Source organism: Bradyrhizobium shewense (assembly GCF_900094605.1).
In the GTDB taxonomy this organism is placed as follows: domain Bacteria; phylum Pseudomonadota; class Alphaproteobacteria; order Rhizobiales; family Xanthobacteraceae; genus Bradyrhizobium; species Bradyrhizobium shewense.
In genome coordinates this window covers 392876-407438 of sequence record NZ_FMAI01000004.1, presented here as the reverse complement: position 1 = coordinate 407438, position 14563 = coordinate 392876, and the positions used below count along the sequence as shown (strand labels likewise).

Below are 14563 nucleotides of genomic sequence, written 5' to 3'. Positions count from 1 at the left end.
ACGAGAAAATCCAAAGGGAGACGCGACATGGCTGGTGTGAAACAGGCGCGGGATGGCGCGGTCGGGATCCTGACGCTCGACGAGCCGGCGAGCCTGAACGCGATGACGCCGGACCTGCTCGGCGCGCTCGCCGCCGCCATCGGCGAGATGGCGCAGGACGAGGGTATTCGAGCCCTGATCCTCACCGGCGCGGGGCGCGGTTTTTGCTCAGGACAGAATTTGAAGGCGTCGGAAGCGCTGGGTGAGGATCTTGCAGCCGGCGTCATGCGATTCTACTGGCCCGCCTTCAAGGCGCTGCGCGAATGCCGCGTGCCCGTTGTCGTCGCCGTCAATGGCGTGGCGGCCGGCGGCGGCTTCAGCCTGGCGATGGCCGGCGACATGATCGTGGCGGCGCGGTCGGCGAGCTTCATCCAGGTGTTCAGCCGCATCGCGCTGGTGCCGGATCTCGGCTCGACCTGGCTGTTGCCGCGGCTGATCGGCCGCCAGCGCGCGCTTGAGCTGATGCTACTGAACGAGCCGCTGATGGCCGAACGCGCCCAGGAGATCGGCCTGGTGCGGCAGGTCGTGGACGACGCGAAGCTGATGGACGAGGCGCTGATTCTGGCGCGCCGTCTGGCGGAGGGCCCGACACGCGCTTTGGTGGCAACGCGCCTGCTCGTGGAGGAGAGCGAGCATGCGACCTACGAGGCGCAGTTCCGCCGCGAGATCGAGCTTCAGGCGGTGGTCCGCAAGAGCGCGGATGCCGTCGAGGGGCGCAATGCCTTCGTGGAGAAGCGCAAGGCGAGGTTTACCGGGAAGTGAGGTGGGGTCCTATCCACCACGCCGTCATGGCCGGGCTTGTCCCGGCCATCCACGTCTCGCGTAGGTGATCCAAGAACGAAAATGGCCGGGACAAGCCCGGCCATGACGAAGGAGAGACGGAGATTGGAAGCGGCGAGGCCGCTCAGAGCGAGCGGTTCAGCCGGCTGGCCTGATACTTGGCGCGCCATTTGGGGCCCGGCCCGCGCATGTAATGCAGCTCGGGGCGGTAGGGGTCGCCCGCGACCCTGATCAGCGTCTGCCATTTGGCGGCGACGAAGTTCACGGGCTGGCGGAACAGGCTCAGTGAAGCGAGCAACATGACATCACCTCAATGCGGCTTGCCGAGCATGGCGGTGAAGGGAAGATCGAACAGATCCTCGCCGTCGGAGCCGCTGACATGGATCACCCAATCGCGCCAGTCTTCAGCGCCGGGCGTCTGGATCATCGAATTCATGATCTGGGAGGCACGGTCGCGCGCCTCCGTGAGATTGGAGACGGCGGCGCCGTAGCGGTCGATCAGCGTGCCCTCGGTGTTGGAGCAGTGAAAATAGACCTGGACCATATGCGCCTCCTGGCGGGAGTACTTGGATGGCAAATCGATACCACCCGAGGCCTTCGCGAAACATTCGGGTCGAGCCCGGTAAGGGAATCTACGGATATTGGTCGGCTCAGAGGTCGTTACAGGTTTAATCACAGGCGAGTGATGTTCGACTGGACGGCGTTCGGACGGCATGAAACAGCTGTTTCGCGGGAAGTCGGGGGGAGACGCCGTGAGCTACTTCACATCCAGGCGTGGACGCCGAAGCCTGCGCGCGTGTGCGGGGGTGTTGGCGGTCCTGTTTGGGCTCATCTCGGCGGCGTCATCGGAGCCGCTCCGCCGCAGCGGCTATGCGATCGGCGCGGAAACCTGCGGCAATGGCGATCTCGCTTTTCCCAGGATCCAGATCGACATGAAGGCCGGATACTGTGCCGGCCTCGTCGCCAGCGAAGAGGATGGCCTGAAATTCCCGCGCGCGATTGTCCAGGTGTCGGGCCGGGAGCTGTTCGTGGTGGCCGACATGGGCGGCTGGGGCCACACCGACGGACGGCTGCTGCTGCTCGACCCGCGCGCGCTCCCGGGCCAACGGTTCAGGGAGCTTCTGGCGGGAATCGAATATCCGTTCGGCCTCGCGATCGGCCCGGACAGGAAGCTCTACGCCTCGACCGCCGAGACCATCTTCCGGTTCGACCCGCTCGCCGACAATCCGCGCGGCACGGTCGAGACCATCATCCGTCATATGCCGGGCCGCCGGATCACGCTGCCCGACGGGACAAGGCTCGAGGAGAGCGCGCATCCGCTCAAGCAGTTCGTCTTCGACAGGAACGGGCGGCTATTCGTCAATGTCGGCTCGCACAGCGACGATTGCATCACGCCGGCGCCGATCACAAAGCCCTGCGCGGCGGCCGAGGGCGCTTCCGCGATGGCAGCGATCTGGCTGTTCACGCCGCCCACGGGTGGCGTCTTCCCGGAGCTGAAGCCTGGCGATGCCGATCCGCCGCACACCGTCTATGCGCGAGGCTTGCGCAATTCGATGGCGCTGGCGCTGCATCCGAAGTTTCCCGAGGCCGGCTACGCCTTCCTGCAGGGCGAGAACAGCCGCGACTTGCCCGACATCTTCAAGCCGAACGAGGAGATCAACGCGATCGAGCAGGGCAGGCATTATGGCTGGCCCTATTGCTACGATTTGTCGACGCCGAGCCCGGAATTCAGAAGCCTGCTGCAAGGTGGGGTCTACAAGTCGCTCTGCACGGCCAACGCCCTCTACAAGCCGCCGTTCTCGCTGATGCCGCCGCACGGCGCGCCGCTCGCGATGCTTTATTATCACGGCAGCAAATTTCCGGAGCTGGAGGGCAAGCTGCTGGTCGGCCTCCACGGTTATCGTCCGACCGGCAGCCGCGTCCTCGTCTACGATGTCGACGATCGCGGTTTCCCCAAGCCTTCCCCGGCGCCGGTGCGCTACTACGTCAGTTGCGCGGCCGATCCGGTGCGCAGCTTTCAGACCGACGCCGGCGAGGTCGCCGCCGCGCCGTTCGACGAGCTGATTGCAGGCTGGCACCGCGTCAACGGCGCGCGGCCGCAAGGGGCGCCGGTCGGCATGACAGTCGCGGAAGATGGTGCGATCTGGCTGGTCGAGGACAAGAATCAGACGGCGATCCGGATCGATCGTGCCGCGGGTGATCCGCCGCCACCGCTGCCGTGCGACATGCACAGCCAGGCGATGATCGACCAGCTTGCGGCCTTCGTCGCCAGGGATGCGCCGAACAGCGTCCGGCTGACCACGTTGCGCAAAGGCCTCGTGGAGAAGCATTGCCTCGGCTGCCATTCCGATTTCGGTTTGAAGGGCGGCCAATCGGAGGCCGAGAAGGACGCGGCGGTGCTCCGTTTCATGCTTTCGCAGGACGGCTGGATCTATCCCGGCGATCCCGACGCCGGCAAGCTGCGCACGCGGCTCCGCGGTCTCGGCGCGGAGAAGCTGATGCCGCCGGGCGGCGAGAGCCTGGCGAAGACCGAGCCCGGCTACAAACGTCTGCTGGACACAGCGGATCTGCTCGTTGCGACAATGGTTCCGGGTACGCGGATGCGGATCAAGCCGGGCCCGCCGCAGCGCAAGTTCTTCGGCAAAACCAGCAAGGAATGCGGCGAAATACCGGCCGGAAAGGTCGTTGTCGTGACACAAAGGAGCGCTGTAGACAAACCCGGCTTCAGCCGATTCTTCCGGCCTGCCGATCCCTATTTGAATGGCGAGTGCACCGACGGCGATGGCTATTACATCCGGCAGGAATTTCTGGTGCCTGTGCAGTAGCGTCCTCCTCGCCGTTGCGACGGCATCCGCGCAAGCGCAGACGAAGCTGTTCGAGAGCGCGCAGGTGACGCCTCCCGGCGAATACACCTTCGGCATCGAGGGCCCCGCGGCTGACCTCGACGGCAATTTGTTCGTGGTCAATCTCGGCAAGCCCGGCACCATCGGCCGGCTGCCCGCCGGCGGCACCGCGTCGGAGCCGTTCACGGCGCTGCCCGATGGCAGTGTCGGCAACGCCATCCGCTTCGACCGGAGCGGCACCATGTTCATCGCCGACTACAAGAAGCACAACATCTTCACGATTGCGAAGGGGGCGACCGAGCCGTCCGTCTGGTTTCACTCCGACGAGATGAACCAGCCCAACGACATCACGATCGCGCGCGAGGGCACGATCTATGCGACCGATCCGAACTGGAAGGGCCGGGAAGGCCATATCTGGCGGATTGCGAAAGCCGCCGACGGCACGGTGCAGGGACAGATCATGTCGGCGCCGCGCGCGATGGGCACCACCAACGGCATCGATCTCAGCCCTGACGGCAAGACGCTCTATGTCGGCGAATCCAGCAGCGGCCAGATCTGGTCCTATGCGATCAACGGCAACGAGCTCACCGGCGCAAAGCTCGTCAAGGCATTTCAGCCCGACACCGTCGACGGACTGCGCACGGACGTCATCGGCCGGCTCTATGTCGCGCGCATTCTCAAGGGCACGATCGCGCTGATGAAGCCGAACGGCGCGGTCGAGCGGGAGATCGCGCTGAAGGCCAAGGAGCCGACCAACCTCGCCTTCGGCGGCAGCGACGGCAAGACCGTCTTCGTCACCCAGCGTCAGGGCGGCTTCATCGAGTCCTTCCGTACCGATCAGCCGGGTCGCGAGCACTGCCTCCAGCGCGGACGCTGCTGAGGCCAGGGCGATCTGCTTCCGCCGCAGGGCGAGACGGCATTCTTCTTGCTTGCATCTGGCCGCCGCAGCGATCAAGACATCTGCGAGTACGCGACCACGGAGTGTTTGAGTGAAAGCCGTCCATACCGAACTGCACCGCAGCCACGATCCGCAATTCTTCCTGGTTCGCGGTGTCGTCAAGCGCACCACTGAGCAGCCGGAGCGCGCCGACCGCCTGCTCAAGGGGTTGAAGGACGGCAAGCATCAATTGGTCGAGCCGACCACATTCGGACAGGGCCCTCGCGCGCGCATTCACAGTCCGGAATATCTGTCGTTCCTGAGCGAAGCCTGGGACGCCTGGACCGCGCTCGGCGATTCCGGGCCGGAGATGATCGGCAACATCCATCCGGTGCGGCATGCTGCGACCTATCCGACCCACATCGTCGGCAAGCTCGGCTGGCACACCGCCGACACCGCGGCGCCGATCGGTCCTGGCACCTGGGCTGCGGCCTGTGCCGCGACGGATGTTGCGGTCACCGCCGCGCAGATGGTGATGGACGGCGAAGATGCGACCTATGCGCTCTGCCGTCCGCCCGGTCATCACGCCTATCGCGACATGGCCGGCGGCTTCTGTTTTCTCAACAACAGCGCGATCGCCGCGGCGCATCTGCGGCAGAAGCACGAGCGCGTCGTGATCCTCGACGTCGACGTCCATCACGGCAACGGCACCCAAGGCATCTTCTACGCCCGGCCCGACGTCTACACGGTGTCGATCCACGCCGATCCCATCGCCTACTATCCCTATGTGTGGGGCTATGCGCACGAGCGCGGCGAGGGGCCCGGCCTCGGCACCAATCTCAACATTCCCCTCGCCATCGGCACCGGTGATGACGGCTACATCCAAGCGATGGACGTCGCGCGCAAGGCGATCGAGTCCTTTGCCCCGGGCGCGCTCGTGATCGCGCTCGGCCTGGATGCCTCCGAGCACGATCCTCTCAAGGGATTGGCAGTCACCACGCCCGGCTTCCGGCGCATCGGCCAGGCCATCGCCAGGATGGGCCTGCCGACCGTGTTCGTGCAGGAGGGCGGTTATCTCTCGGATATTCTGGGCGCGAACCTGACCTCGGTGCTGGCCGGATTTGAAGAGGCGAGGTGAGGGATCTTCACCTCTCCCAGCGTTGGTCGTCATGCCCGGGCTTGTCCCGGGCATCCACGTTCTTCGAGCGTGGAGCAAGGCGTAGATGGCCGGGACAAGCCCGGCCATGACGGCGAGAGTGATCTAAAACATCCCGCTCGCCGCCAGCGCCCTGCAGACGTGCTGCATCTCGGCCTCGTCGGCGACCATGTCGAGCATAACAATGGTCAGACCCTTGGCCGCAAAGTCCTTCAGCTTCGCGCCGATCTCCTCGTAGCTGCCGACGAGATAGGGGCAGTCAGCCTGGAAGGTCAGGAACGGCAGCAACCAGTAGCCATTGTCCGCGAGATCGCCGCTCTGGCCGGCATAGAGGTGCCGCTTCCACACGGAATCGGTGTTCTCCACGGTGAGCGCGAGCAGCTCGCGATCGTCAGGGTTGTCGCGGAAACGTAGCTTCGCAGCCTGCCGCGCCTCCTCGCGTCCCTCGCGGGCGAAGATGCCGAAATTCATGCCGGGCGAGTGGAGGCCGCGATCGAGATCCGGCGGCAGCATCTGCATCTTGATGCAGCCTGTCTCCTTCGCCACGCGCTGGGCCGCCTCGGATTGCCCCGCAATCAGGAATTCGGGCATCAGCTCCGCCGGCAGGTGCGGGCGAAGCTGCAGATGGTGGGCACGGTAGAAGCTGCCCTCGAAATTCACCGGCCGCGGGCTCGCCAGCAACTGCCGCATCAGCTCCACGAATTCGCCGAGCCTGATATAGCGCTCGGCATGCGATTGGTCGTCGCCGAGCCCCTGCAAGTCGCTGACCGCGGTCCCCGTGATCATGTTGAGATAGACCTTGCGGCCGTGAAGCTGGGCCAGGGACGAGACGAATTTCGCCGCCGTGAACGGGTGCATGTAGACCGGATTGACGGCGATGAGCGGCGAAGATCGCGTCGTCTCCGCCATGACGTGCTGGGCCATGGCCCAGGGCTCGACGAACACGTCGTTGCCTTCGAACAGCAAAATGCCTTCGAAGCCGTTGCGGTCGGCGAACTGCGCCACCCGCATCAGCTCGCCGATATATTTCTGGGGGTCGCGGTTGCGCGAAATCGCGGGAAAGACGCGCAGCCGCGGCGGCGTCATTCAGCCGCTTCCTGGAGCGGCCAGGCATTGCGGCTGATGGGAAGGCCACCGTTCGCACGGGAGCCGTCGGCGATCGCGAGGCGATGCGAGGGCGAGGGCGAGCACAGCGAGAAGCGCCAGCCGTCGGGATCGTCGGCGATATCGGGCTTGAAGCTGATCTCGATGGCCTCGCGCGAGACCTGCATCGCGAAAGCGTCGAGCGGCAGATTGAGCCCAAAGCCCCTGGCCTTCAGATAGGCTTCCTTGAGCGTCCAATAGTCGAAGAAGCGCTCGGTCGCCGCCGGCTCCGGCAGTGCGCGCAGCGTTTCGACCTCCTCCGGCGCAAAGAAGCGAAGCGCGGTGGACAGCGGCGCCACCCGCCGCGACACGGTTTCGACGTCGACACCGACGGACTCATGCCTCGACACGACGCAGGCGACGCAGCCGTCGGCGTGAGACAGGCTGAAATGCAGCGCGCTCGAGGTCGCGGGCGCTGCGACAAACGGCCGCCCATAGCGGCCGGCTGCAAAGGACCAGTCGGACGGCGCGACGTTGGAGGCGATCTGCGACAGCGCCAGGCGCAGCATCGCATGCGCGAAAATATACTGCCGCCGATGCCGCTCGAACATGAAGCGATCGGCCCGGACGCGTTCGTCGAACGAGAGCAGCCGTCGGCACGCCTCGACCGCGCCCGGCGCGTCGATGGACTCGATCAGTCCGACAAAGAGTTCAATTCTGTCGTCCGCCATCAATTGGGCCTTTTGCGTCGGGCAGAGGCCAGATCCCCGGTCCCGACGGAAGAAACAACTGAGCAAGAATCAATCAAGCGGACCGCTTCTAGCGGTCCACCCGGGCGAATTCTTGTCGATTTGCAGGCCGGTTTACAGGCGCAAGCTTGTGCGAGACCCCAACTCGACACGCGAGCGGCCCATCCCCGAAAAGTGAGGCCTAGAGATTCGTTCGGCGTCCCGGCCGACGAATCTTACCTCTTCTTCTTCTTGGCTTTCTTCGAGCCGCCAAGCACCGAAAGGCTGGCGTCGACGTCCTTCAGTGCGGACTGGAGCTTCTTCTTCTCGGCACCGAGTAGCTTCTGGAGGGCCTTGCGGTCCTTGTCGCTCAACGAGGTGCCCTTGGTAAATTTGATGAAACCCATAACACTCCCCCGGTTGAAAATAATCGTCCAAATCAAAACGCCGGAATAATCTTGCGCGACGGCGCCAAATAATCAAGATGCAACTTGGTCATGCACAGCTTTGACGAGTGAACCCGTATTCGTCCGTGATGTCATTCGCTCAAGCCGCGTTGCGCGCGAGTAATCCGTCGAGCGGCGTGTTGGGCTGGGCGACGGCGGCCCCCAGCAGCGCAACGAGATCCTCCATCCACGCGCCGATGCGACGGCCATCGAGCAGCTCGTGCTTGTAGTTGCATGAGCCCGTGATGCCGGTCGGGCGCTCCTTGAGCATCAGCGACAGCCAGGTCTGGTCGATCGGCAGCACCGGCTGGCCTTCGCGTGCAATGTTGCCGATCGATCCTGTCGCGAGATCCGGGAGATCGAGCGGCTGGCGCAGCGGATTTTGCAGGGTGAAATAGACCTGGAGCAGCGAGGCCGGATCGATCCCCTCCCGTTCCAGATGGTCGGCCAGGATGTTGAAGGGCAGCTCCTGCCGCGCATGCGCGTCGAGCACGCTCTGGCGTACCCGCGCCAGCGCCTGCGTGAACGACAGCTCCGGCGTGATTTTGGTGCGGACAATCACCGTGTTCTCGAACGGGCCGACGATTCGGTCGGTGTCCGGCTGGGCGCGATTGGCCATGGCGGTGGCGATAGAGATGTCGGTGCGACCCGTCCGGGCCAGCAGCAAGGCCTTCAGACCGGTGAGCAGGCACATGAACAGCGTGCCATTGTGCCGGCCGGCGAACGCCGTAAGCCGGCTGATCAGCTCACGATCCAGATTGACCGGATGATGCCCGGTGGACGCGCCCGGGCTTGATTCGCCGTCGAAGACAGGGATCGCGCCGCGCAAATTCTCCGTCCAGTCCGCCGCCTGCCGGCGGGCGGCATCCGTGCCGCACCACCAGCGCTGCCAGCGTGCGACGTCCGAAAAGGCCGGAGGCGGGCTCGGCAGCGGCGCCGACGGATATCCGGCCAGCGCCGCATAGCGGCTCGACAATTCCTCGAACAGCACGCCGATCGACCATCCGTCGACAATGGCGTGATGCAGCGTCAGCAGCAGCACGTGCTCGTCGTCGTGGAGCCGCAACAGCCGGGCGCGGAGCAGCGGCGCGCGCGTCGTGTCGATCGGCGTAGAGGTCTCCTGTTGGATCAGAAGATCGATCTTCCGGAGCTCCAGGGCCTTGCGCCGCTTGTTATTGTGAGCGTGACCGTCGCCGATCGTCTCGATGGTCAGGACACGGCCGAGGGTGCCGGGTGCGGCGATATGGCTGACGGGCTCCTCACCGTTCCAGCCGAACGCGGTCCGCAGCGATTCGTGCCGGCGCATGACGTCCTCGATCGCCTGTGCCAGAGCGGCCGCATCAAGCGGACCCTGCAGGCGGAAGGCGAAGGGCAGGTTGAACAGCGGCAACCCCGGGAGGTTCTGCTCGATCCGGAGCATCTGGTCCTGCGCGATCGAGAGCGTTGGTCCGCCGTTGTCGGTCAGGCTCGCTTCAGCCAGGCTTGTCGCGCTTGCGACAGGCTTGCGCGGCGTCGCCGCCATGGCCTGGTCGACCCGCCGGGCAAGCCCCTCGATCGTCGGTGCCTCGAAGATGGTCTTGATCGGCAGCGACACGCCGAGCGCGCGGGCGATGCGCGCCATCGCCTGGCCTGCCAGCAGCGAGTGGCCACCGAGGTCGAAGAAATTGTCAGCGACGCCGATGCTGTCCACCTTGAGCAGGTCGATCCAGATGTCGGACAGCACCTTTTCAGTAAAGCGCCGCGCCGGCACGGGCGCGTCCGGTCCGGGCGCCTCGTGCTGCGTCGGCGCCAGCAGTGCGGATCGGTCGATCTTGCCATGGGCATTGAGCGGTACGTGATCCAGGAACAGGAATGCGGACGGGATGGCGTGGCCCGGCAATCGGTTCTTCAGGAATTCGCGCAGCTCGCTGGCGCTGATCCGGCTGTCGGGCTTTGCGACGATATGGGCGATCAGCCTGACGTCGCCGCTCGCCTCGTGGCGCGGCTCAACGATGCCGGCCCGCACGCCCGGATGGTCGGCAAGCGCGTTCTCGATCTCCTTGAGCTCGATACGGTAGCCGCGGACCTTGACCTGATGGTCGGCGCGGCCGAGGCAGTCGATCGTCCCGTCGGCACGGCGGCGGGCAAGATCGCCGGTGCGGTAAAGCCGACTGCCTGCCTGGCGCGAAAACGGATCGGGCAGGAAGCGCTGCCGGCTCTGCGCGGGATCGTTGACATAGCCGCGGCCGATTCCGGCGCCGCCGATGCAGAGCTCGCCGGTCACGCCGACCGGCTGCGGCTGGAGGTTGGCGTCGAGCACGTAGAGCTGGGTGTTCGGCAGCGGCGCGCCGACCGGAACGTTGCTGGTCGCGGTCGCCGGCGCTTTGGTCAGGCGGTGCAGCGAGACGTCGTCGGAACATTCCGACGCGCCATAGGCGTTGATCAGCGGTACTTTCGGGCAGCGGCCGAACCAGGCCCGGCAGAGTTCGACGGGCAGCGGCTCGCCGGTCGAGATCAGGAGGCGCAATCTCGCAAAGGCGCGCTGGATCGGCGCCTCGTTCATCCGTTCGACGATGACGCGCAAAAGCGATGGGACGATCTCGAGCACCGTGACGCCTTCGCGCTCGATTTCCCGCGCCAGCAGGATCGGGTCCTGCACGATCGCATTGTCGCAGACATGCACGCGCGCGCCGACCATCGGCCCCGCCAGGAACTGCCAGACCGAGATGACAAAGCTCTGCGGCGCGGACTGCGCGATGACGTCTCTGGCGGAGAGGCCGAGCTCGGCAATCAGCGAGGCCAGATGGTTCGACAGCCCGCGCTGCTCGATCATGACGCCCTTCGGCGAACCCGAGGAGCCGGACGTATAGATGAGATAGGCGAGGCCGGAGGCTGCGCGCCGAACGGCGCGGGTCGGCTTGGTCGATCCCGAGGCGATCGTATCTTCGAGTTCGGCCACCGGGATGCGCTCGACCAGCGGTTCGAGTAGCGCGCCGACCATGGGTGACCGCGCGCGGCCGGTCAGCAGCATGCGGGCGCAGCTCGATCCGAGAATGGTCGTGAGCCGCGCCGGTGGAAGATCGGGATCGAGATTGAGAAAGGCCGCGCCCGCGCGCTGCACGCCGATCATTGCGGCGAGCAGGTCGGGGCCGCGATCCGCAAGCAAGGCCACCACGCTCTCGGCACCGACGCCTTCGCGCACCAGCCAGCGCGCAACCGACCGGCTGCGGCGCGCCAGCTCGCGATAGCTCAGGCAGGTGTGTCCGTCCGTCACCGCGATGGCGTTCGGTGTCCTCCTGGCCTGGCGGTCGAAGCGTTCGCTCACATTGCCGCGGGTGGTGAAATTGGCCGGCACGCCCCGGCCCGTCGCCAGCAATTGCCGGCGTTCGGCCTGGTTGAGGAGCGGCAGGCGAGAGATGCGCTGTTCCGGATTGGCGATGGCGGCCTTCAGCAGAGACTTGAACTGTGCCGCCATGCCGTCGATCGTCGCGGCGTCGAACAGGTCGGTGGCGTATTCGAAGAAGCCGGTGAAGCGGCGGTCGGCCTCGACCAGCTCGAGCGTGATGTCGAAGCGCGCCACTTTCGGATCGATCTCCAGCCGCCGCGTCGAGAGGCCGGGAAAGCGTGCCGCCTCGATCGAGGCATTCTGAAGGATGAACATGATCCGGAACAGCGGATTGCCGTCACTGCGGCGTGCGATCTGCAATGCGCGCAACACCTCCTCGATCGCAAGGTCCTGGTTGCGGTAGGCATCGAGCGTGACCTGCCGGACCCGCCGCAGCATCTCGCTGAAGCTCGGGTCGCCGCCAAAATCGTTGCGCAGGATCAGGGTGTTGGCAAACAGCCCGATCAGGCGCTCGCTCTCGATCTGGTTGCGATTGGCAATCAGCGATCCCGTCGCGACGTCCTCATGCCCGGTGTGGCGGAACAGCAGGCACTGGAAGACCGCGAGCAGCGTCATGAAGGGCGTGACGCCCTGATCCTGGCTCAATGCGCGGACATCGCCCGAGAGAGCCTTGGAGAACTCGAAATAGTGGCGAGCGCCGTGACCGCTCCAGACCTCGGGCCTTGGCCGGTCGGTCCGAAGCGGCAGCGTGGTGACGCCGTCGAGCTGGCCTCGCCAATAGTCGAGCTGGTCCTTGGCTGCCGGCGTCTGCGCCCAGCTCTGCTGCCAGAGCGCGAAGTCGCGATATTGGAAAGCGGGCAAAGGCAATGCCGCCACGCTCTTCTTGTGTGCGGCGGCATAGCGGGCGGCAAGCTCCTCCCAGAACAGGCGTTGCGACCAGCCGTCGGTGACGAGGTGATGGACATTGACCACCAGCGCATGGCTAGTCTTATCGAACGACAGCAGGGTGACCTTCAGCGGCGGCTCGCGCGCCAGGTCGAACGGATATTGCGCGAGCTTGAGCGCCTCGCGCCTGATCAGTGCGGCCCGCTTGTCGGCAGGACAGGGCTTGAGCTTAATCCGCTCGAACCGCGGCGGCGATTGCAGCACGAGCTGCGCCGGCTCGCCATGCCGCTCGACGACGACCGAGCGCAGCACCTCGTGGCGCGCGCAGATCGCCGCAAGGCTTGCCTGAAGTGCGGCGACGTCGATCTGGCCTTTGAGCACGGCGACTTCGACGACGTTGTAATTGTAGCGGGTCGGATCGAGCCGCGAGAGCACGTACATCCGCTGCTGCTGGAACGAGAGCGGCGCGTCTGCTTCCGTCGCCTGCCGCCAGGCCGGTAGTGCCGCCCCACGCCGGCCTGCGGCGGTGTCGATCCGGGCTGCGAGCGCGGCGACCGTGGCGCAATCGAAGATGTCCTCGAACGAGAAGTCGATGTTGAAGCGTTCGCGCAGACGCGAGCGCATCTGCGTCACTGCGAGCGAGTCCGCGCCGAGCGCGAAGACGTCCTGATCGATTCCGACCTGCGGCAGCTCCAAGAGAGCAGCCCAGATCGCGGCGAGCTGGGTCTCCAGCGCGGTGCGCGGCAGCCGCGTCCCATCGGAGTCCTCCTTGGCGATCAGCTCGGCCAGCGCGTTGCGCTTGACCTTGCCGCTGCCGCCTTTCGGCAAGGCTGCCACGCTGCGGATCAGGCTCGGCACCTTGTAGGCTGCGAGCCGCTTTCGCGCGAACTGGCGCAGCTTATCCGAGGTCGCCTCGGCATCCGGCCGCAGCACCACAACGGCGGCGACGTTTTCGCCGAGCTTTTCGTGCGGGACGGCGAACACGCCGGCCTCCAGCACCGCCGGATGGCTGAGCAGGACCTCTTCCACCTCCAGCGGTGAGATCTTCTGTCCGCCGCGGTTGATGACGTCCTTGATGCGGCCGACGATGAAGAGATAGCCGTCAGCGTCGAGATAGCCGAGATCGCCGGTCCGGAACCAGCCGTTGCGGAATGCGGCCTGTGTCGCCGCCTCGTCGTTGTAGTAGCCGCGGCTCATGTTCGGTCCGCGCAGCATGATCTCGCCACGCGCGCCGCTCGCAAGCGCGCGGCCAGTCTCGTCCATGATGGCGATCTCGGGGCCGGCGGCGCGCCCGACCGATCCGACCTTGCGCAGCTCGAACGGATTGGCCGCGATCTGCGAGGCCGCTTCGGTCATGCCGTAGGTCTCGAGCACGGGAACGCCGAACGTCGCCTCCAGCCCTTCGAGGATCGTCGGCGCGAGCGAGGCCGAGGCCGAGCGGATCACGCGCAGCGACGACGAGCGGGCGCGGTGCGGGTCGGATTCCGCCGCCGTCAGCAGCGCGCGATGGATGGTCGGCACGGCCGTGTACCAGGTCGGTTGCAGCTCCCGCATCCAGCCGAAGAAGGACAGTGCATCGAAGCCGTCGGTGCAGATCACGCTGGAGCCTGCGGCCAACGCCGTCAGAAGGCCGGAGATCAAGCCATGGGCGTGAAACAGCGGCAGGACGTTGAGCAGGCGATCGTGGGAGGTGAGCGACAGCACGCGGCCGGCATTGGCGGCGGACAGGCATACATTGCGATGCGTCAGCGGCACCATCTTCGGCCGCGCCGCCGTGCCCGACGTCAACAGGATGAACGCATCGTCGTCGCCGCGCGAGGCGCCCCCGGCCGCCGCCGGCCCGACCGTCGGACCGATGAATTTGCAGCCGCCCAGATCGTCTTGCGGTCCCGGCACGAAATCGATCACCGCGATATCCAGCGCCTTGGCGACGTCGCGGCTCGCCGAGTTCATGTCGGCCCGGGTCACGAGCGCGGTCAGCTTCAGTTCGCTGAAATAGCGTTGCAGCTCGTCCGCGGTCAGATCGGGATTGACGGGGACGCAGGCGCCGCTCGAGGCAACCGCGATCAGCGCCAGCGCGCTGTCGGCGCCGCGCGGCAATGCAACCGCAATCCGGTCGGCAGGGGTGATGCCGAGCCGGCGCAGCGTGCGGATGAGATCCTGCGTCACCTCGCCAAGCGCGCCGTAGTTGAGGACGGGCCGACCCGGGGCGAGGAGGGCCGGCGCCGCCGGCGTCTTGCGGGCGTAGAAATCGAGAACGCCGCCGATGTGGGCGAATGTCTTCGTTTCAGCAGCCGTGCCGCTTGATTCCTCCGGCGCTGGGAGTGTGACGTCCGACAATTCCGTTCCCTTTTGATCCGGTTGAGCTATTCTTCCAAGAAGTCAGGGAACGCGTCCAGTC

At 65.9% G+C, this 14563-nt stretch carries 10 protein-coding genes; 4 read left to right on the top strand and 6 right to left on the bottom strand.

Features of this window, described 5'->3' with window-relative positions:
- The first annotated feature begins 27 nt into the window (after nucleotides 1–27).
- Nucleotides 28–801 (top strand): enoyl-CoA hydratase-related protein, encoded by a 774-nt coding sequence (locus tag GA0061098_RS10865; RefSeq protein WP_091956315.1) that lies wholly within the window; start codon nucleotides 28–30, stop codon nucleotides 799–801.
- 142 nt (nucleotides 802–943) lie between these two features.
- On the opposite strand, the gene GA0061098_RS44855 is transcribed toward GA0061098_RS10865, so the two are convergent.
- Both GA0061098_RS44855 and GA0061098_RS10855 read right to left on the bottom strand, forming a co-directional pair.
- Entirely contained in the window at nucleotides 944–1120 is a 177-nt protein-coding gene (locus tag GA0061098_RS44855) for a hypothetical protein (RefSeq protein ID WP_018316954.1), read from the bottom strand.
- Between the two features lie 9 nt (nucleotides 1121–1129).
- Nucleotides 1130–1363: a DUF6894 family protein gene (locus tag GA0061098_RS10855; RefSeq protein WP_018316955.1), complete on the bottom strand. Its 234-nt coding sequence runs from the start codon at nucleotides 1361–1363 to the stop codon at nucleotides 1130–1132.
- 169 nt (nucleotides 1364–1532) lie between these two features.
- Between GA0061098_RS10855 and GA0061098_RS10850 the strand changes: the two genes are divergently transcribed.
- The 3 genes from GA0061098_RS10850 (at nucleotide 1533) to GA0061098_RS10840 (ending at nucleotide 5677) form a co-directional block, all read left to right on the top strand.
- Nucleotides 1533–3644, top strand: coding sequence for a PQQ-dependent sugar dehydrogenase (locus GA0061098_RS10850; protein ID WP_430649257.1), 2112 nt, complete (start codon nucleotides 1533–1535; stop codon nucleotides 3642–3644).
- Nucleotides 3601–4542, top strand: coding sequence for an SMP-30/gluconolactonase/LRE family protein (locus GA0061098_RS10845; protein WP_165637283.1), 942 nt, complete (start codon nucleotides 3601–3603; stop codon nucleotides 4540–4542). Before GA0061098_RS10850 ends, GA0061098_RS10845 begins: the two co-directional genes overlap by 44 nt.
- 109 nt (nucleotides 4543–4651) lie before the next feature.
- Nucleotides 4652–5677, top strand: coding sequence for a histone deacetylase family protein (locus tag GA0061098_RS10840; protein WP_028142225.1), 1026 nt, complete (start codon nucleotides 4652–4654; stop codon nucleotides 5675–5677).
- Nucleotides 5678–5800: 123 nt separating this feature from the next.
- On the opposite strand, the gene GA0061098_RS10835 is transcribed toward GA0061098_RS10840, so the two are convergent.
- The 4 genes from GA0061098_RS10835 to GA0061098_RS10825 all read right to left on the bottom strand — a co-directional run bounded on the left by GA0061098_RS10835 (nucleotide 5801) and on the right by GA0061098_RS10825 (nucleotide 14502).
- A complete protein-coding gene (locus GA0061098_RS10835; RefSeq protein ID WP_091956313.1) occupies nucleotides 5801–6781 on the bottom strand; it encodes an LLM class flavin-dependent oxidoreductase in 981 nt (326 codons plus the stop codon).
- Nucleotides 6778–7509, bottom strand: coding sequence for a 4'-phosphopantetheinyl transferase family protein (locus GA0061098_RS10830; protein ID WP_091956312.1), 732 nt, complete (start codon nucleotides 7507–7509; stop codon nucleotides 6778–6780). The genes GA0061098_RS10835 and GA0061098_RS10830 overlap by 4 nt, the downstream gene beginning before the upstream one ends.
- Before the next feature lie 233 nt (nucleotides 7510–7742).
- Nucleotides 7743–7913 carry a hypothetical protein gene (locus GA0061098_RS44850; protein WP_162832248.1) on the bottom strand — a complete coding sequence of 57 codons (171 nt, stop codon included), beginning with the start codon at nucleotides 7911–7913 and terminating at the stop codon, nucleotides 7743–7745.
- A gap of 139 nt (nucleotides 7914–8052) precedes the next feature.
- Complete coding sequence (locus GA0061098_RS10825; RefSeq protein ID WP_091956311.1) at nucleotides 8053–14502, bottom strand: non-ribosomal peptide synthetase; 6450 nt, start codon at nucleotides 14500–14502, stop codon at nucleotides 8053–8055.
- Nucleotides 14503–14563: the final 61 nt, after the last annotated feature.